Annotated in this window: 24 protein-coding genes; 11 read left to right on the top strand and 13 right to left on the bottom strand. The window is 59.5% G+C overall.

Annotated elements, in window-relative coordinates; translation table 11 throughout:
- The first annotated feature begins 1 nt into the window (after position 1).
- Genes LQ220_RS16845 through LQ220_RS16825 form a run of 5 tightly spaced genes read left to right on the top strand, consistent with a single transcriptional unit; the run spans position 2 to position 1,824 of the window.
- Positions 2-211, top strand: coding sequence for a hypothetical protein (locus LQ220_RS16845; RefSeq protein WP_230189292.1), 210 nt, complete (start codon positions 2-4; stop codon positions 209-211).
- Positions 211-705: an HK97-gp10 family putative phage morphogenesis protein gene (locus LQ220_RS16840; protein ID WP_230189291.1), complete on the top strand. Its 495-nt coding sequence runs from the start codon at positions 211-213 to the stop codon at positions 703-705. The genes LQ220_RS16845 and LQ220_RS16840 overlap by 1 nt, the downstream gene beginning before the upstream one ends.
- Complete coding sequence (locus LQ220_RS16835) at positions 705-1,085, top strand: DUF3168 domain-containing protein (RefSeq protein ID WP_230189290.1); 381 nt, start codon at positions 705-707, stop codon at positions 1,083-1,085. Before LQ220_RS16840 ends, LQ220_RS16835 begins: the two co-directional genes overlap by 1 nt.
- A gap of 3 nt (positions 1,086-1,088) precedes the next feature.
- Positions 1,089-1,517 (top strand): phage tail tube protein, encoded by a 429-nt coding sequence (locus LQ220_RS16830; protein ID WP_230189289.1) that lies wholly within the window; start codon positions 1,089-1,091, stop codon positions 1,515-1,517.
- Positions 1,507-1,824, top strand: a complete 318-nt coding sequence (locus LQ220_RS16825) for a hypothetical protein (RefSeq protein ID WP_230189288.1) — start codon at positions 1,507-1,509, stop codon at positions 1,822-1,824. Before LQ220_RS16830 ends, LQ220_RS16825 begins: the two co-directional genes overlap by 11 nt.
- 44 nt (positions 1,825-1,868) lie before the next feature.
- On the opposite strand, the gene LQ220_RS16820 is transcribed toward LQ220_RS16825, so the two are convergent.
- The 4 genes from LQ220_RS16820 to LQ220_RS16805 form a co-directional block, all read right to left on the bottom strand.
- Entirely contained in the window at positions 1,869-2,015 is a 147-nt protein-coding gene (locus tag LQ220_RS16820) for a hypothetical protein (protein ID WP_230189287.1), read from the bottom strand.
- Positions 2,016-2,131: 116 nt separating this feature from the next.
- Positions 2,132-2,347, bottom strand: a complete 216-nt coding sequence (locus LQ220_RS16815; protein WP_230189286.1) for a hypothetical protein — start codon at positions 2,345-2,347, stop codon at positions 2,132-2,134.
- Positions 2,348-2,355: 8 nt separating this feature from the next.
- On the bottom strand, positions 2,356-2,868 hold the full coding sequence (locus LQ220_RS16810) for a phage head closure protein (RefSeq protein WP_230189285.1): 513 nt from the start codon (positions 2,866-2,868) through the stop codon (positions 2,356-2,358).
- A 2-nt stretch (positions 2,869-2,870) separates the two neighbouring features.
- On the bottom strand, positions 2,871-3,206 hold the full coding sequence (locus LQ220_RS16805; protein ID WP_230189284.1) for a head-tail connector protein: 336 nt from the start codon (positions 3,204-3,206) through the stop codon (positions 2,871-2,873).
- Positions 3,207-3,424: 218 nt separating this feature from the next.
- Between LQ220_RS16805 and LQ220_RS16800 the strand changes: the two genes are divergently transcribed.
- Positions 3,425-4,582, top strand: a complete 1,158-nt coding sequence (locus LQ220_RS16800) for a hypothetical protein (RefSeq protein ID WP_230189283.1) — start codon at positions 3,425-3,427, stop codon at positions 4,580-4,582.
- Here the strand turns inward: LQ220_RS16800 and LQ220_RS16795 are convergent.
- Positions 4,503-5,267: a glycoside hydrolase family 16 protein gene (locus LQ220_RS16795; RefSeq protein WP_230189282.1), complete on the bottom strand. Its 765-nt coding sequence runs from the start codon at positions 5,265-5,267 to the stop codon at positions 4,503-4,505. The two genes, LQ220_RS16800 and LQ220_RS16795, sit on opposite strands and share 80 nt — an antisense overlap.
- Before the next feature lie 170 nt (positions 5,268-5,437).
- Between LQ220_RS16795 and LQ220_RS16790 the strand changes: the two genes are divergently transcribed.
- The 4 genes from LQ220_RS16790 to LQ220_RS16775 are packed head-to-tail and all read left to right on the top strand — an operon-like array spanning position 5,438 to position 6,981.
- On the top strand, positions 5,438-6,031 hold the full coding sequence (locus LQ220_RS16790; RefSeq protein WP_230189281.1) for a peptidoglycan-binding protein: 594 nt from the start codon (positions 5,438-5,440) through the stop codon (positions 6,029-6,031).
- Positions 6,028-6,429 carry a hypothetical protein gene (locus LQ220_RS16785; protein ID WP_230189280.1) on the top strand — a complete coding sequence of 134 codons (402 nt, stop codon included), beginning with the start codon at positions 6,028-6,030 and terminating at the stop codon, positions 6,427-6,429. The genes LQ220_RS16790 and LQ220_RS16785 overlap by 4 nt, the downstream gene beginning before the upstream one ends.
- Positions 6,426-6,782, top strand: a complete 357-nt coding sequence (locus tag LQ220_RS16780; protein WP_230189279.1) for a hypothetical protein — start codon at positions 6,426-6,428, stop codon at positions 6,780-6,782. Before LQ220_RS16785 ends, LQ220_RS16780 begins: the two co-directional genes overlap by 4 nt.
- Entirely contained in the window at positions 6,700-6,981 is a 282-nt protein-coding gene (locus LQ220_RS16775; protein WP_230189278.1) for a hypothetical protein, read from the top strand. Before LQ220_RS16780 ends, LQ220_RS16775 begins: the two co-directional genes overlap by 83 nt.
- A gap of 6 nt (positions 6,982-6,987) precedes the next feature.
- Here the strand turns inward: LQ220_RS16775 and LQ220_RS16770 are convergent, their stop codons facing one another.
- The 4 genes from LQ220_RS16770 to LQ220_RS16755 form a co-directional block, all read right to left on the bottom strand.
- On the bottom strand, positions 6,988-7,149 hold the full coding sequence (locus LQ220_RS16770; RefSeq protein WP_230189277.1) for a hypothetical protein: 162 nt from the start codon (positions 7,147-7,149) through the stop codon (positions 6,988-6,990).
- Between the two features lie 9 nt (positions 7,150-7,158).
- Positions 7,159-7,326, bottom strand: a complete 168-nt coding sequence (locus LQ220_RS16765; RefSeq protein WP_230189276.1) for a hypothetical protein — start codon at positions 7,324-7,326, stop codon at positions 7,159-7,161.
- A 184-nt stretch (positions 7,327-7,510) separates the two neighbouring features.
- Positions 7,511-8,635, bottom strand: a complete 1,125-nt coding sequence (locus LQ220_RS16760) for a hypothetical protein (RefSeq protein ID WP_230189275.1) — start codon at positions 8,633-8,635, stop codon at positions 7,511-7,513.
- 169 nt (positions 8,636-8,804) lie between these two features.
- Entirely contained in the window at positions 8,805-9,113 is a 309-nt protein-coding gene (locus LQ220_RS16755; protein WP_230189274.1) for an Hpt domain-containing protein, read from the bottom strand.
- Positions 9,114-9,196: 83 nt separating this feature from the next.
- Between LQ220_RS16755 and LQ220_RS16750 the strand changes: the two genes are divergently transcribed.
- Positions 9,197-11,512 (top strand): hypothetical protein, encoded by a 2,316-nt coding sequence (locus tag LQ220_RS16750; protein WP_230189273.1) that lies wholly within the window; start codon positions 9,197-9,199, stop codon positions 11,510-11,512.
- Here the strand turns inward: LQ220_RS16750 and LQ220_RS16745 are convergent, their stop codons facing one another.
- The 4 genes from LQ220_RS16745 to LQ220_RS16730 all read right to left on the bottom strand — a co-directional run bounded on the left by LQ220_RS16745 (position 11,513) and on the right by LQ220_RS16730 (position 15,015).
- Entirely contained in the window at positions 11,513-11,779 is a 267-nt protein-coding gene (locus LQ220_RS16745) for a DUF1467 family protein (protein WP_230189272.1), read from the bottom strand.
- A gap of 9 nt (positions 11,780-11,788) precedes the next feature.
- Positions 11,789-13,426 carry a ribonuclease J gene (locus tag LQ220_RS16740; protein ID WP_230189271.1) on the bottom strand — a complete coding sequence of 546 codons (1,638 nt, stop codon included), beginning with the start codon at positions 13,424-13,426 and terminating at the stop codon, positions 11,789-11,791.
- 79 nt (positions 13,427-13,505) lie between these two features.
- Positions 13,506-14,276 carry a type III pantothenate kinase gene (locus LQ220_RS16735; RefSeq protein WP_230189270.1) on the bottom strand — a complete coding sequence of 257 codons (771 nt, stop codon included), beginning with the start codon at positions 14,274-14,276 and terminating at the stop codon, positions 13,506-13,508.
- A 34-nt stretch (positions 14,277-14,310) separates the two neighbouring features.
- Positions 14,311-15,015 carry a biotin--[acetyl-CoA-carboxylase] ligase gene (locus LQ220_RS16730; RefSeq protein ID WP_290369058.1) on the bottom strand — a complete coding sequence of 235 codons (705 nt, stop codon included), beginning with the start codon at positions 15,013-15,015 and terminating at the stop codon, positions 14,311-14,313.

Here is a 15,015-nt window from a genome sequence, read left to right as displayed (position 1 = left end):
CATGAAGCTGGTCGTGCGTACGGTCGAAGGGGCGAACCTGCCCGGCGGGCGGGCGCTGGTGCTGTGTGACGAACATGGCGTGATGTTGCCGGAACAGGCGGCGGTGACGATCGAACAGGAAGAACACGCTGCCATTCTGGTGACCGTCGCCTTCAGGGTGAACGGCGACACCGTCGTGCTGGATGGATCGCTTATCGAGGATGACGACTGATGGCCGTCAATGTCCGTGGCGCAAAGGAGCTCGAATCGCTGCTGAAGCAGATACCTGAGAGAGTCGCGAAGAACGTCACCGTGAACGGCCTGCGCGCCGGCGCACGCATCATCGCAAAGCAAGCACGGGCCAATGTCCGCACCAATCCTTCGATAGATAGTGGGCTACTCGAAAAGAACATCACCAGTCGCGCGCGTCGTCGCAGCAAACAAGGCTCTGCCGTGGTCGCAGTCGGCGTCGCGCGGGTTACCGCCATGATCGTGCGTAAGGGCGAGAAGAAGGCCACGAAGGCCACACCCTCGCGTTATGCGCACTTCACCGAATTCGGCACGAAGACCATGCCTGCCGAGCCTTGGTTGCGTCCCGCGCTGGACGAGAAGGCCGTGGAGGCGATCGCCAAGATCGGTGAGTTCATGGGTCGCGGGGTCGAACGTGAAGCCAAGAAGCTGGCGAGTGGCAAGACCAGTTTCGTGACCGGCAAACGGATCCGCTGATGGCTCTGGCAGAGACGATGCTGGTATCGGCGCTTGAAGCCGACATAGGCTTTGGCACGCTGGCAGGCGACCGGGTCTTTCCGGCAGGCGGGACAACCGGAAAGGCGCTGCCAAACGCCGCCTATCAGCGAATATCGACGACGGGGACAGGCCATCTGACGGGCGGGGGATCGCTCGACCAGGTGCGCATGCAAGTGACCGCCTGGGCCACAACCGCGCTCGCGGCGCTGGAACTGGCGAAGGCGATCCGCGACTGCATCGCACCCGAAGAGGGTGAGAGCATCGCCACATTCATCACGCAACAGGGTGCCACCCTGGACGTGGAAACGCGACACTGGGGTGTGCCCAGCGATTATTTCATCTGGCAGGAAAGGACTTAAGCCATGGCAATCAAGAGCCAAGGTTCGACCATCCACATTTCGGAAGAGGATGCGGATGCTACCGCCTATGCGGCCGCGACCTTCGTCAAGATCGGCAAGGTCAAGTCGATCGGTGAACCCGATGGCGAAGCCTCCGAGATTGACACGACCGATCTGGATTCGACCGATAAGGAGTTCCTGATGGGGCTCAACGACAATGGCAAGGTCGCGATCGGTATGAATGCGGTGACGACCGATGTGGGGCATACAGAGTTGTTCGCAGCACGCGACGCACAGGAGCTGCGCTGGTTCAAGATCACGCGCTCCGACGCCAAGGTACGCTATTTCAAGGCTGTCGTCCTGAAGATGACGGACATCGGCATGGAAGTAGACGGCGTCGTGCCATCGTCTGCCACGTTGCGCATTTCGGGGGCAATCACCCGTGTCGCCTGATCCGAAGGCCGCCATTCTGGCGCTGGCCACTGAAGCGCCGCTCGTGCCGCTGGACGGTGTCGAGGGCGCTTTCATCCGGACGTTGTCGATCGATGAGGTGGACCAGCTTGCCGATATCGCGAAAAACAGTGGTATCGTCATGCTGACCATGGCGATCGTTGACGACAAAGGTGTACGGTTGTTCGATGAAAAAGACGTGATCAAGCTTCGTAAGCTGCGCGCTGGTGCCTTCAACACGCTTTCGCGGCAGGTGACCAAGGTCAATAATATGGGCGGCACTGCCGCCGAGGATCTGGTAAAAAACTAAAGGCGAGCGCGGACCGGCGGTTCAGGTTTCGGCTCGCGCTCGCTTTACATTGTACCGTTGCCGAGCTGGGGCGGCGTCTCAGCTATGCCGAATATGCCGAATGGCAGGCCTATGCGGCCATTGAACCGTTCGGCGATAAGCGCGCCGATCTTCGTGCTGCTGTCATTGCCGCTGCCTCGCAGGCGCCGCATGTCACAGGCTCTGTCGAATTTGAAAGCTTTCTGCTTTTCAAGGACGACAGGTTTGATGAGCAGGAATGCGACGAGGATGTCTGGGATGCTGTGCTGGATCGGGCGGCTGCCCGGTCTCAGCGCTGAGCGGCAACCAGATTCTTGATTTCCTTCAGCAGCACCTGACGGTGATTAAGCGACGCTATGAAATAGGGAATGGCAGCAATACCGATGCCCATCGCCGCGGACACCGCCTGCTGCGGTGCGGACATTTCCATTCCGAAGCCGCTCAATACCAGAAGTAAGCCGATCAACGCACCTATGGTTGCGACGGCATCCAGAATCACAGTCATAATTTCCCCTATCGATAAAGGCAGTTAGCATGACACAAGTCGGAAGTCTTGTCGTTGACCTGATTGCCCAGACGGCCAGCTTCAACACGAATATCACCAAAGCGGCGCAGAACCTCAACAGCCAGGCTGCCGGCATGCAGCGGTCGCTTCAGAAGATCGAGCAGGCGGCATCCTTCACCAGTAATGGTATCAAGGCACTGGCCGCATCCTATGTGGCGATTGAAGGCTTCACCGGACCGATAGGTGCCGGTCACATCGACGATTTCATATTCCGTATTGCCCCACCGCGCACGATTGGCGGTCGTGATGTCGGCGGCATAGCGGATTCTGAAGGCTGCTTTGCTCTGTGCCGACACCTGCGCAGATTGCAGGAACTCCCTACCCAATCCCTCTTTCACCCCCGCCCAGATCGTCCGCAGAACTGTCCAGGTGGAGACCTCTTCGTTCAACGCATTCTCAGTCAAGGTTGGCACAAGGAGCGTCAGCCGCTGGTCAAGGTCGCCGGGGCGAAGAGATGGCATTTTCAGCGCCAGACCTGATATGGCGACAATAGGTTCTCCACCGTCGTAGACATCGGGATCGCGGAAGCGCTGCCAACGATGGCAGTTTCGCGATTAGCGTATAGATCCCCGGTCATCAGAAGGATCGCAGCGATGATCGGTGCAGGAACATTGTGTTCGAGGGGATCGGTCAAAGGTGTTTTGGCATAGCCCGCGCGATAACGGATACTGCCGGCCTCCCGGCGGGCGGACCCTCCAAGCCACGGCCATTCGGCTACAGGCTCAACTTCTGATCCGAAGAGCTTGAAGTCGCCCAAGTCTGCAGTTTGTTCGGCATCAAGGGCATCGAGATACTTCACCGAAACCAGATCGATGACCGGGCCATAAGGAAGGCGAACGACGGGGCATGTGTCGAGATAGAACCGGGCCTCTAGCGTTTGCGGGCCAAGGGCGCGACCAAGCCATCCAGCCGGGCCATCAATGTGCGCCGTGGAGCGGCGCGTCCGGAGGCGTCATCGGCGAGTGGCTTTCAAACAACGTTGAAACGGGGGTAACCGCCACTAGCTTCGAGCGCTCTATGCCGTACCTCACGGCAACGCTGGTGTGGCGCGAAACAGCGACAGGCGCCGATGGCGCGCACGCGACCCAGAACAGCAATGCCATTGTCGGCGATGCGGGTGCGAAGACATGGTGGAAGGCGCTGATCGACCCTGAAGAGAAGATCGACCTACGCGCGGGGAACCTCGCGTTCACCTACGAAGATGATCGCGATTACGTTTCTATCGCGGGTACACACATCACCGCCGACAAGCGCACGGGCACGCTCCAATACAAGGGCGGGCGGCGAGGTTGGGTTGTCGGTCCAAACATGGGCGCGAAGCAGCTACAGATCACGGATAATCTGTGGTTCGCCGCGATGTTCAGCCACGACGCGACGGATGCGGAATCGACGGACGGCTTCGCCTTTGGCGGTACGGCTGCGCGCCCGCAGTCCGGTGTCGTCTTTAACAGCCGGGCGTGGGGAAGCTGGGGACCGCGCAATAGCTGGAAGTATTACGGTCAGGAGAACAAGGCCACGATCACGCGCTTCGAGCGCCTATCACTGAACGAATGGCGTCTTGAGATTGCCGCACCTTTCCCAGAGCCGTTGACAGCCGGGCAGGCCATTCCTTCGGCACGTAAATTCAAGATCGCCAAGGTGCCGGGTTTCGATCCGCTAACCGGCCCGCATGGCGACTTCGAATGTATCGAAGTTCTTTCGCCCACGAGCTTCCGGCTGAAGCTGACCACTTTCTTCACCATCGCCTCGGCATGGAACCTGCTTACCCGGCCCGGCATTGGGTCGAACTTCACATCGGGGACGGCCTATTTAATGGGCGCAGGCGCGAGTGCGCCGGGAGGTTATCTCGATGCGCAGGAACATGCAGATGCGCTAGGCCAAGAGGACGCGGGCAAAGAAGCTGATGTGGTCATTTGGGAGCGCTGCACGGCGCAAACAGCCTATCAAACGATCCGGGTGAGCCAAGGCATATGCCAGCGGCCAAGCGACCCCAATAAGCAATGGCGCTACCATGACAGACGCAAGCCATATGGCTACAATGCCTTTGGACGGTGCGTAATTTTGCCGCCGCCGCGCCTTGGACTGTGGCGCGACATCAGCGGTAGACATGAACCCAGTCGACATCGAGCACCTCCTGCGCTGGGCCGTTTTGCCGCTTCTGCGCACCTATTATGATGAATAAACTCTGCTGCTTGCACACCACTGGAGTTGGTGCTGAGCCAAGCAGGCGCCCGTTGAAGAACCAAGATATTGTCCTCGGTGTCCACAGCATGCCGTAGTTGTTCCATTGGGATTTATCAATCGGCGCCGGCAAAAGGAAATGTTGATTTGCATTCGAAGTTGACTTGAAGTCCCGCCAGTCATGCACCGTGCCTTGGAAGTGCGTCGCTCGCCCCCCTTCGAAAATGTCTATTTCGCACCAACGGCTTTTCATGGCCTTGTCATCTATTTTAGGTCTTTGTTCGGAGAGTAGCCAAAAGGCCGGCCAAGCATATGGTCCGGGAGAAAACCTGAGTCGCGCTTCAAAGTAGCCATAGCGAAAAGTTGTTGAGGAGCCTTTTGTTCGCGGCATAGTAGTAAGTGCCGTCGTCATGACGATCCGCCGAGGCTCAACGTGAGTTTTGAGCCGTACGAATCCATTCATCAGTTCGAACTGTTTGGGATTTACGGGCCCGCGTTGCCAGAGACCGTTGAACCAACGATGGTTGCCGCCACCATCGGGGCTTAGATCAAGCACTGAGAAGTCGTCACTGAAAACGAGTTTGGAGAAACCGGCCTTGCGCGCCTCCGGGGGAAGCGCTTGGGCAGGTGATGGCGACCATAGCACGATGGCAGCAAATGCGAATCGTCTTAGTGTCATCCTCGCCCTCGCCAAACCCCGTCCAGTAGCTGATAGCATGCCCTATCGCTCTATCCAGCGCCTCTCGTTCGGTAGCACCCGTTCGACCCTAGGCTAAAACCAAACACCAATTTCGCGGCAGGACCGCAGCACAGGGCGTCTTCGGGCGCCCTTTTTCATGGGAGTGAGAAATGACGGACACGATCACCGACGACGCTTTTGTCCGCCTGTTCCAGGAGCGCTTTGGGCTGACGGTCGATGGTTGGGCGGGAAAGGACGTTCTCGCCGCGCTGGACGCGATCGCGCCTCCGAAGCCTGTGCCGGTTATCGGGATTCCCGATGACTACTGGCCGATGCTTTCCAAGATCGAAAGCAATGACCGGCCTTACATCAAGGCGTCGACGTCCAGTGCCTCCGGGCTGTACCAGTTCATTCGGGGGACATGGATCGGCGAGGGCGGGAAATGGGGATCGAACAACGGAGCTGCGTTCGGCGGCCTCACGCCCTCCGTTGAAGAGCAAACACAGCGCGCCAAGACGTTCACCGCAAAGAACGCCGACTATCTGCGGAAGCGCAATATCCCGATCAACAAGGCATCGCTCTACGCATCGCACTTCTTCGGACCTGTGACGGCCGCTGCGGTGATCGGGGCCGACGTGAGTGCGCAAGCCGACAAGATCGCCGGCTCGGCAGCAACGCAGGCGAATATGTCCATCCTCAGCGGCAAGACCGTCGGCGACTTCCTGACCTGGCTGCATCGTAAAACCGGGGATTGGGCGCGATGACCGACGCTGACCTCGACGCTGCGGTGCGCCGTATACTGGGGAGGCCGACGAAGGCGCGAGATACAGAGCGGTTCCGCAACTGGCTGGCCTTCTTCCTAATTTCCGCCTTCGTCAGCGTGCTACCCCTGATGTTCTTCAAGTCGATCCCGGAGGATAACAAGGACATCATCACTTACATCGTCGGTCAGCTTTCCGGCATGGCGACGATGGCGCTGGGTTTCTACTTCACAACGAAGGCTGGGGCCGATGCGCTGGACGCCAAGCGCGCAGAGACGACGAGCAAGGCTTTCGAAGCCATCGCCGCTTCCGCATCGGCATCGCCAGCGACCGACGAGCCGCTGCCCGTGACGGTTGCCAACTCGACCAAAGATCCTGTCCCGACTGTGGAGGCGAAATGATGCCCCTGTTTCTATTGAACCTGGGAACCCGCCTGTTCGGCGAGAAACTGGCGCGTGCCGGGATATGGGTGACGCTTGCAGTGTTGCTTATCGTGGGCGCCGGTGTCGCGAAGTGCGTTTATGACAGCACGCTGATCGCCAACCACGATGCCCGGCAGGATGCCAAGGCGCAGGCCCAGTCGCGAACCTCTTCCGAAGCCGCAACGGCGAAGGACACCAAACGGCAGGCCGATTTCCGCGCCTCGCAAGACCACCTGAAGGAGAAAGTCGATGAAGCTCACGACACTGGCGGCAGCCCTCTCGATGCTTATTTTGACGGGCTGCGCGACAAGCCAGATAAGGCCCCCGAGTGAACGCCTGTCCTGCAAGGGCGAGCCCGAAGGTGTGGGCTTTCCAAAGGTCGACTGGTCAGGCGACGTGACCGCGATCCGATCGATGGTCAATGCCCGTGAAATGGCGACGGTGACCTACATGATGGCGCTACGCGAAGCCGGCCAGGACTGTCGGTCGCAACTGGGCTGGAACCGGGATTATTGGCAGGGGCAGCGGTGACCTGCGCTATTTGCCGTCAAGCGTGATTCGCTCGATGAGGACGACGCCTTCCAACTGGTCTGCGATGATCTTCAAATCGGCACCGGTCAGGCCACTATCGTCGACGTGATCTTCAGCGCTCCAACTGTCGGCAAAGGTGCGGAAGCTGGCTTTGAGTGCTTCATTCATCTGGCTCTCCTATGTTTCGTCGATTTCAATGCGGGTCAGGACCGATGGGTAGAACCGGCGCTGTCCCCAGTCGTCGCGATGCCCCTCCCCCGCTTTCACGGCCGCATCCTCGGCAGCCTCTTTTGTGTCGTGCCAGCGACCGCGTTTAGTGGGATTGACGTATCTATATCGGGTCAATTCAGCCTCCGAAAATAAACCATACGCCACTGAAAAAGTTTTGCCTATGCCCCCTACCCCGTTGATAAATATATGGGTGGTTTTGCGTATCGACTGATAAGAAACGGCAGAATTGAGCGGATTAAGGATTATTTGCGATAAACCGAGAGATGCCGTGAAAACTATATCACATGGCGAGGGGCGATCAGCTCTTTCGGTCAGTCAATACGATCGTTCCTATCGATCCGATGGCACACAGAGTGGCGACCGCCAACGCTGCATTGACGCCCGACAGAATGATCGCGACCAGAGCCACCAGCAACGCCGATCCCGGAGTGAAAAGTGCCCAGGGCTTGGCGAAACTTGTGCGACGCCACCGCACCGCCAGCAGGATTACACCCACCAGTAACGACAGATACAGGCCATCCATCAGTGCGCCTGCTTCACTGCCGATCACTGTAAAGCCGATGAGCGCAATGATCCCGGGCGCCAGCGCCGCCCATCCGGTGTCGTGGCTACGTCGGGCCAAAAGTCCCAAACGGTCCGACGTCAGGGACAATATCAGACCGCCTAGCATCAACAGGATAGCGAATACCGGCCAGCCAAGTGCGGCTGCGACAACACCGATCGTCGACAGGGCCATGCCGCCGATCCGGATTTGCGACGCGGGAACTTGCGTGCGCAGCAGCATGGGGGCCAGTCGCGTCGCAGCGTGAGACAGAATGTAATGCTCCGCCCCACCGTCGGTCGACAGAGCATCGGACCCTTTGCTCAACAGCCCCTGCGAGACGAGATCGGCCGACGCCTGACTGTCGATCAGCGCGACCCGGCCTTCCAGTATATCTTCTTGCGACACAATAAGCCGATGCGCGCCAGCCTGCACCACCGCGCGCATGAGCGTCAGTTCAAGATCCCAGTCCCCGAGCATATCGAGCGTACCGAACAGCACTTCCGGCGTAGCACGCAGCAGCCCGGCCCATCTGTGCTGCCCATCGATCCGTTCGAACGGGGCACTTACTCTGCTGTCGTCTACCGCCAGCAGGACGTTGCCAGATCGTTGCGATATCGAAACGAAATGATTCTGCGCGATGATAGCTCCATCGGCGATCAGCAGCATGTCCCGGTCGCGGGGCGCTTCCCGCACCAGCGATACCATGTCACGGATCAGCGAGACGTTGATCTTGTCCGCCGTCAGCCGGTCGACGGCCTGCGAAAGAAAGGGCGTAACCGCGCTCACAAGGATCAGAATGTGGGTGGCCCCGGCGTCAGCGGCCTGGCGGACTTGATATTCAACCAGGCTATGCCCGGCAAAGTGCAACCCGGCACGCAACGCTCCACCTGGACCGGAAGAGGGCGCAAAGTTCGCGGAATGGCTGGCGCAAATGACGGCCGCAAAAGACATGGATGAAGATGGACCCGGCTATGATGCTCTGAAACCATCTTCTCGCAACGCTAAGCCCGCGATGCAAGGTCTGCTTTTATCGATTTCACGTGTCGACTTATTGGCTGTCCAGTTCGAAGGTCGCCAGCGCCGCCTTTATACGGCGCACTATTTTGGGATCTCCGGGGGCCGACGTCGCCGCTTCCTCCGCCAAAGCCATCAGTCCCTCCACACCGAAACTGGCGGCAAGCCCTTTGAGACGCCACGCAGCCAGTTGCCAGTTGGCATCGCACCGGGCGCGGCCCAACAGGTCGACATGATGATTCGCGCTTTCAAGGAAAACGCCACGCAGATCGCTGATCAGGGCAATGTCATCGCCCACTGCTGCGGCCAATGCCGCCTCCAAAGCTCCGGGATCATAAGACATGTGAGGGGAATACGCGCCAGACCGTTAAAGTTTGGTTGCAAATGGCCATTTCCGCAGCACGAAAACATGTTACAGAGGCTGTCATGAGCGGGGGCATTAAAATCGTCGATTTACGGCGCGGGAACAATCGCGCAGTGGCGCAGGACATTGAAACGGAAACGGAATTGCTGTTGGAAGACAGCGTGGCCGAAGAAGATCCGCTGGCCACTTTCTGGCCGGAGGAGGAACCTGCCCCGCCGCCAAAGCGATTTGCACGTATCGGCTTATTGTTTGCGGCACTCGCAGTCGCCTGGATCGGTTTTAACGGCTGGCTCCATTTCGGCCGTGGCATGCCCCTGCCTTCCATCGACTCGGTGCCTTATATCGTGACCACCATGGCCATGCCGTTGGTCCTGCTCATCACCGCCTACATCCTGCTCATGCGCAACAGCCGTGCCGAAGCCCACCGCTTTGCCGATGTTGCTCGCATGCTCCGCGAAGAAAGCGTTGCGCTCGAAACACGGGTGTTGCGCCTTGGTCGGCAACTCGGCGCGGCACGCCAGACCATGGAGGAGCAGGCATCGCTGCTGGAAAGCTATGGCGCTGCCGCCAGCGCCAACATGGAAGCGTCGGCACAGATCATCGCCGCTCGCGCCGCCGAAGCCTCGACCAGTGCGGCCGCAGCCGATCTGGCCGGATCGCAGCTTGCAAGCCGCTTCGGGCTGCTGCTGCAATCCTTTCCGCAGCTTGAAGATCGCGCAGACAGCATGACGGCGCGATTGGCGGATAGCGGCCATGCCCTGGCCGAACGGATCGATGCGCTCGAAACCCGGCTCCACGCCATCGCCGAACTGTCCGATGATGCGCGCAGCCGGACTCTGGCAGCCACCAAGAGCCTCACCAGCCAGCTTGGCCAGTTGCAGGACGCCACCCGCTCCACATCGGAGGAAGTGAGCGGCATGGCAGAGCTTGCAGCCAATCGTATCGACATAGCGCTGGATCGTGCGCGCGCCGCCCTGACCGAAACCTGCAACGGTCTGGACGCTCAAAGCGCCACGCTGACGACGCTGGTGGAGCGGGCGCGCGGCACTTTGAGCGAAATAGGGTCGGAAACGATCCGCGACTTTGCCGACAATAGTGCGGAGATCGAATCGCGCCTGCATGATCTCAATCGTCTGATCGAGGGACAAAGCACGCTCGCGTCGGGCCTGAGCGAAGGCCTTGCGGACAAACTGACCTTGCTTGAGTCGCGTTTCGTTACGTTCGAGCAGGACGGGCTGGCGCGGAACGAACGCTTGTCACGCGCTCTTGCAACCCTGGCGACCGAAGCTGACCGCATGGATCAGGCACTGGGTAACGGCAATGCATCGGCAGAGCAGCTTATCGGCAAATCCGAAACACTGATGCTCGCCATCGATTCAAGCGTGCGCGAAGTCGATGAAACCTATCCCCTCGCCTTGGCGCGCCTGAATACACGGATTACGGAATCGCGCGGTTTGCTTGCCGCCGCCGCGCCCGAGATCGAAGCGCTGGAAGCAGTCGCCGATGCCATATTGGGACGTACCCAGGAAGCCGAGGAGTTGCTCCGCGGTCAAAGCCGTCGCCTGTCCGAATGGCTTGAAAGCACCGAAAGCGGGCTGCTGGCAAATCGTACGCAAGTCGATGGATTGCAGGATGCACTGGATACCGCAGGCAGCACGGCGTCGCGCCTGACCGAAAGCGCCGGACCGCAATTGATCGCTGCCCTGCTGCGCGTGAAGGACACCGCCGATCAAGCAGCGGACCGTGCGCGTCAGGCACTCAGCCGGGCCATCCCCGAAGCTGCCCAAGCGCTTGGCGAAGCCAGCGAAGCGGCAATGCAGCACGCTATTGGTGACCGGGTGACGGCGCAGATCGCCGAAGTGGGTGAAGTCGCCGAACGCGCCGTAAAGGCCGCCCATCACGCATCGGACCGATTGATGCGCCAATTGCTTACCATTGCGGACACGAGCGCCAGCATCGAGCAACGCATCCAGCAGGCCGAGCAAGCTGCCGAAGATCGCGACCGCGACAACTTTGCACGTCGCTCCGCACTCCTCATCGAATCGCTCAACAGCACGGCGATCGATGTGTCGAAAATACTGTCCAACGATGTGTCCGACTCAGCTTGGGCAGCTTACCTGAAGGGCGACCGAGGCGTCTTTACACGGCGGGCCGTCAAGCTGCTCGACGCTGGGCAGTCACGCGAGATTGCGCTTCACTACGACAACGATCCTGAATTCCGGGAACATGTTAATCGCTACATCCACGATTTCGAGGGGATGCTTAGGACGATCCTCTCGGCGCGCGACGGCAGTGCGCTGGCCGTCACCATATTGTCGTCGGATATGGGCAAGCTCTACGTTGCGCTGGCACAGGCGATCGAACGCCTGCGCCAGTGATCAACGGCGGGATATGTACGCCAGCGCGTTCAGGTTGACCCAGCCATTGACATAATTGGCATAGAACAACCCGAACAATACAGCCGATAAGACCGTGCTCAGCAGGACGACGCGCAACGGCCGGAAGTTCGTTGGCGCGCTGTCCGCATGACCCTTCGCAACAACCTCTCCTGTCTCATCGGGCGTCTTCAGTCCAAAGGGCAGGATGATGAATGCTGAGACGACCCAGAAGAGGAAGTATATCGCGGCAATCGCGTAACCATTCATGGCCGCCCCCTATGCGTTGACGATCAGGACGTCGACGATCGGCTTCTTGCCTGTCCAGCGGGTCGCCGAGCGGCGCACGGCCAGACGGACACGTTCCCGCAATGCCTCTTCCTCTTTCGCACCTTTAGTCACAGCCTTGGCCGCTTCCTCGGACGCCTCGACGATGAACGCCTCCTTATCTTCTTCGACCGGAACACCCTGTACGCGAACAGCAGGCGTACCGATCAGGCCGCCTTTCCGATCGATGGCGACCGCGACACTGATCTGACCGTGCAGCGCTAACTTGCGCCGCTCGTTCATCGTCGATCCGTCCGCTGGAAGGATGACGTCGCCATCCAGAACCAGACGGCCCGCGGTCTCCTTGCCGATGATCTTGGGCGTGCCGGGCGCGAGGCGGACGATGTCGCCATTGCCCTGCACCACAGCATGTGGAATGCCTTCGCTTAAGCCCAGACGCGCCTGCTCAGCCATGTGCCGCATTTCGCCATGAACGGGCAGCAGTATTTCGGGACGAATCCATTTATACATAGCCTGCAGTTCCGGACGGCCCGGATGGCCTGACACATGGACTTCGGCCTGACGGTCGGTGACCATCACCACGCCCTTGGTCGCCAGTGCATTCTGGATACGGCCGATGGCAATCTCATTGCCTGGAATCTGCTTCGACGAGAAGATGACCATGTCCTCTGCGTCCAGTTTGATGGGATGACTATCGAACGCAACGCGCGCCAAAGCAGCCCTCGCCTCGCCCTGCCCGCCGGTGGCAATGATCATCACCTTGTTACGCGGCATTTTCATTGCCGTTTCCCAATCGACCATCTCGGGGAAGTCGCGCAAATATCCGGCACTTTTGGCGTTACCGATAATGCGATCCAGCGAGCGACCCGCCACGCAAACGGTACGCCCGGTCTCGCGTGCGACTTCGCCCAAAGTTTGCACACGCGCCGCATTGGACGCGAAAGTCGTGACCAGAACGCGCTTCTTCGCGCCCTTTACGACTTCCAGCAAGCCTGTGCGCACATCGCCTTCTGATCCACTGGCTTCGGGATTGAATACATTGGTGCTGTCGCAAACGAGCGCGAGCACGCCCTTGTCGCCAACGGCGGTCAGCTGTTCGGGAGTGGAAGGCACTCCGAGCAACGGTCGGTCGTCCAGCTTCCAGTCGCCGGTATGGAATATGGTGCCATAAGGCGTATCGATAACCAGAGCATTGCCCTCAGGAATCGAATGAGCAAGCGGCATGTATCGGAAACCGAATGGCCCCAGTTGTACGCTGCCTTCATTGGGGATGATGTGCAGCTTGACCTGGCTCTTGATGCCCTCCTCTTCCAGCTTCATGCGAATGAGACCGGCTGTGAAAGGCGTGGCATAAAGCGGCACGCCCAGATCGGCGGCAAGATAGGGTATGGCGCCGATATGGTCCTCATGCCCGTGGGTCAGGACGATACCGAGCAGGTCGTCGCGGTTGTCCTCGATAAAGCTAAGGTCGGGAAGGATCAGGTCAACGCCGGGATAGCTGGGATCGGCAAAAGTAAGGCCCAGATCGACCATGACCCATTTGCCCTGGCAGCCATAAAGATTGACGTTCATGCCGATTTCCCCCGACCCGCCAAGGGCCAGGAAAAGCAATTCATTCTTGGGTGTCATTACGAAACAAAACTCCTGTGGCGCCGCGCCCATTCCCGGCACGGCGCAGTCTTCATTGTGCTGGAGAATGATCCAGCGGTCAGATTCTACTGTGCATCAGCGCCAGTCCCTGAATGGTCAGGTCCGGCGCGATCGCATCGAAAATATCGGTGTGCTCATCGAAGAGCACGGCGAGGCCGCCCGTCGAAATAACGCGGACCGGGCGACCGATTTCCGCGCGCATACGGGCCACCAGCCCCTCTATCATCGCAACATAACCCCAGAAAACGCCGATCTGCATCTGCGCTTCGGTGGTTCGACCGATCACGGAGCGATCGTCGGGTGCCGCAATGGCTATACGAGGCAGCTTTGCCGCAGCGCTGACCAATGCATCGAGCGAAAGATTGATGCCTGGCGCGATGATCCCGCCTTTGTAGGTCCCGCCATAATCGACGACATCGAAAGTAGTTGCGGTACCGAAGTCTATAACGATTAAATCGCACTTATAGAGATGGTGCGCCGCGATAACATTTACAACGCGATCGGCACCAACCGATGCAGGCTCATCGACGTCCAGAGCAATGCCCCATGCCACGGGCGACTGACCCGCGATCAGCGGCTCAACTTTGAAATACTTGGTCGATAGAACTTCCAGATTATGGAGTGCACGCGGCACGACCGTGGCAATGATCACGGCATTGACGTCGCTCATGGCGAAGCCTTCGAGAGTCAGCAACTGGTTGAGCCAGACGGCATATTCATCGGCAGTGCGGCGCGGGTCGGTCGCGATGCGCCAACGCGCGCGGATGTTGCCAGCGTCAACCAGCGCAAAAACCACATTCGTGTTGCCCGCATCGACAGCGAGAAGCATCAGGTCATCCTCAATCGAAATAGATCGTGCCGGGTCATAGCAGGAATATGTCGCCGGCGTGAATGGTTCGGCGCGTTCCGTCCGCCAGGTCGAGAATGAGCGCCCCGCTGGCGTCCAAATCTGCGAAATGGCCGCTCAATTCCGTCCCGTCCGGCAAGTGCGCACGAATGGCCGTGCCGGGTGCGTGCGCGGCTTTCAGCCAGAGCGTCCGAATGGGATCGAGACCGTAGGTACGCCACTGGGACAGGCGCGCTGCGAATATTTCCGCCAGCGTGCTTAACATGCTCGTCGCATCGGTATCGACAGCGCCATGCGCCCAGAGACTCGTCGTCGCGCGGTCAGGTAGAACGGGGGGAGCCATGATATTGAGGCCTATACCAAGGACGATTGCGTCCCCCGTACGCTCCAGCAACATGCCGGACAGTTTGGCGGGACCGACCAATATGTCGTTGGGCCATTTTATCCGTGCCTTTCCCGGTAGCACCATTTCCACGGCTTGCCAGACAGCAACCGCGGCGACCAGCGCAAGGGTCGGCGGCGGGGGATCGCCGGGCTGCAAGCGTATGAGCGTGGAGCAATACAGATTGCCGGGCGGGCTTTCCCATACGCGGTCAAGCCTCCCCCTTCCCCCGGTCTGCATTTCGGCACGAAGCCAGAGGCCTTCTGTTGCGCCGTCTGCGACCAATGCCAGAATGTCGGCATTGGTCGAGACGGATTGCGCAACCGTGCGGATCTCTAT

It is taken from the genome of Sphingobium sp. CECT 9361, assembly GCF_918741285.1.
In the GTDB taxonomy this organism is placed as follows: domain Bacteria; phylum Pseudomonadota; class Alphaproteobacteria; order Sphingomonadales; family Sphingomonadaceae; genus Sphingobium.
Note: the sequence above shows the minus strand (reverse complement) of the source record. Positions and strands in the feature narration are given on the sequence as shown.

Excerpts from the sequence above, each read along its gene's own strand:
- LQ220_RS16845 (WP_230189292.1), top strand. The coding sequence starts at position 2 with ATGAAGCTGGTCGTGCGTACGGTCGAAGGGGCGAACCTGCCCGGCGGG.
- LQ220_RS16840 (WP_230189291.1), top strand. The coding sequence starts at position 211 with ATGGCCGTCAATGTCCGTGGCGCAAAGGAGCTCGAATCGCTGCTGAAG.
- LQ220_RS16835 (WP_230189290.1), top strand. The coding sequence starts at position 705 with ATGGCTCTGGCAGAGACGATGCTGGTATCGGCGCTTGAAGCCGACATA.
- LQ220_RS16830 (WP_230189289.1), top strand. The coding sequence starts at position 1,089 with ATGGCAATCAAGAGCCAAGGTTCGACCATCCACATTTCGGAAGAGGAT.
- LQ220_RS16820 (WP_230189287.1), bottom strand. The coding sequence starts at position 2,015 with ATGCGGCGCCTGCGAGGCAGCGGCAATGACAGCAGCACGAAGATCGGC.
- LQ220_RS16815 (WP_230189286.1), bottom strand. The coding sequence starts at position 2,347 with ATGACTGTGATTCTGGATGCCGTCGCAACCATAGGTGCGTTGATCGGC.
- LQ220_RS16810 (WP_230189285.1), bottom strand. The coding sequence starts at position 2,868 with ATGCCATCTCTTCGCCCCGGCGACCTTGACCAGCGGCTGACGCTCCTT.
- LQ220_RS16800 (WP_230189283.1), top strand. The coding sequence starts at position 3,425 with ATGCCGTACCTCACGGCAACGCTGGTGTGGCGCGAAACAGCGACAGGC.
- LQ220_RS16795 (WP_230189282.1), bottom strand. The coding sequence starts at position 5,267 with ATGACACTAAGACGATTCGCATTTGCTGCCATCGTGCTATGGTCGCCA.
- LQ220_RS16790 (WP_230189281.1), top strand. The coding sequence starts at position 5,438 with ATGACGGACACGATCACCGACGACGCTTTTGTCCGCCTGTTCCAGGAG.
- LQ220_RS16785 (WP_230189280.1), top strand. The coding sequence starts at position 6,028 with ATGACCGACGCTGACCTCGACGCTGCGGTGCGCCGTATACTGGGGAGG.
- LQ220_RS16780 (WP_230189279.1), top strand. The coding sequence starts at position 6,426 with ATGATGCCCCTGTTTCTATTGAACCTGGGAACCCGCCTGTTCGGCGAG.
- LQ220_RS16775 (WP_230189278.1), top strand. The coding sequence starts at position 6,700 with ATGAAGCTCACGACACTGGCGGCAGCCCTCTCGATGCTTATTTTGACG.
- LQ220_RS16770 (WP_230189277.1), bottom strand. The coding sequence starts at position 7,149 with ATGAATGAAGCACTCAAAGCCAGCTTCCGCACCTTTGCCGACAGTTGG.
- LQ220_RS16755 (WP_230189274.1), bottom strand. The coding sequence starts at position 9,113 with ATGTCTTATGATCCCGGAGCTTTGGAGGCGGCATTGGCCGCAGCAGTG.
- LQ220_RS16750 (WP_230189273.1), top strand. The coding sequence starts at position 9,197 with ATGAGCGGGGGCATTAAAATCGTCGATTTACGGCGCGGGAACAATCGC.
- LQ220_RS16745 (WP_230189272.1), bottom strand. The coding sequence starts at position 11,779 with ATGAATGGTTACGCGATTGCCGCGATATACTTCCTCTTCTGGGTCGTC.
- LQ220_RS16740 (WP_230189271.1), bottom strand. The coding sequence starts at position 13,426 with ATGACACCCAAGAATGAATTGCTTTTCCTGGCCCTTGGCGGGTCGGGG.
- LQ220_RS16735 (WP_230189270.1), bottom strand. The coding sequence starts at position 14,276 with ATGCTTCTCGCTGTCGATGCGGGCAACACGAATGTGGTTTTTGCGCTG.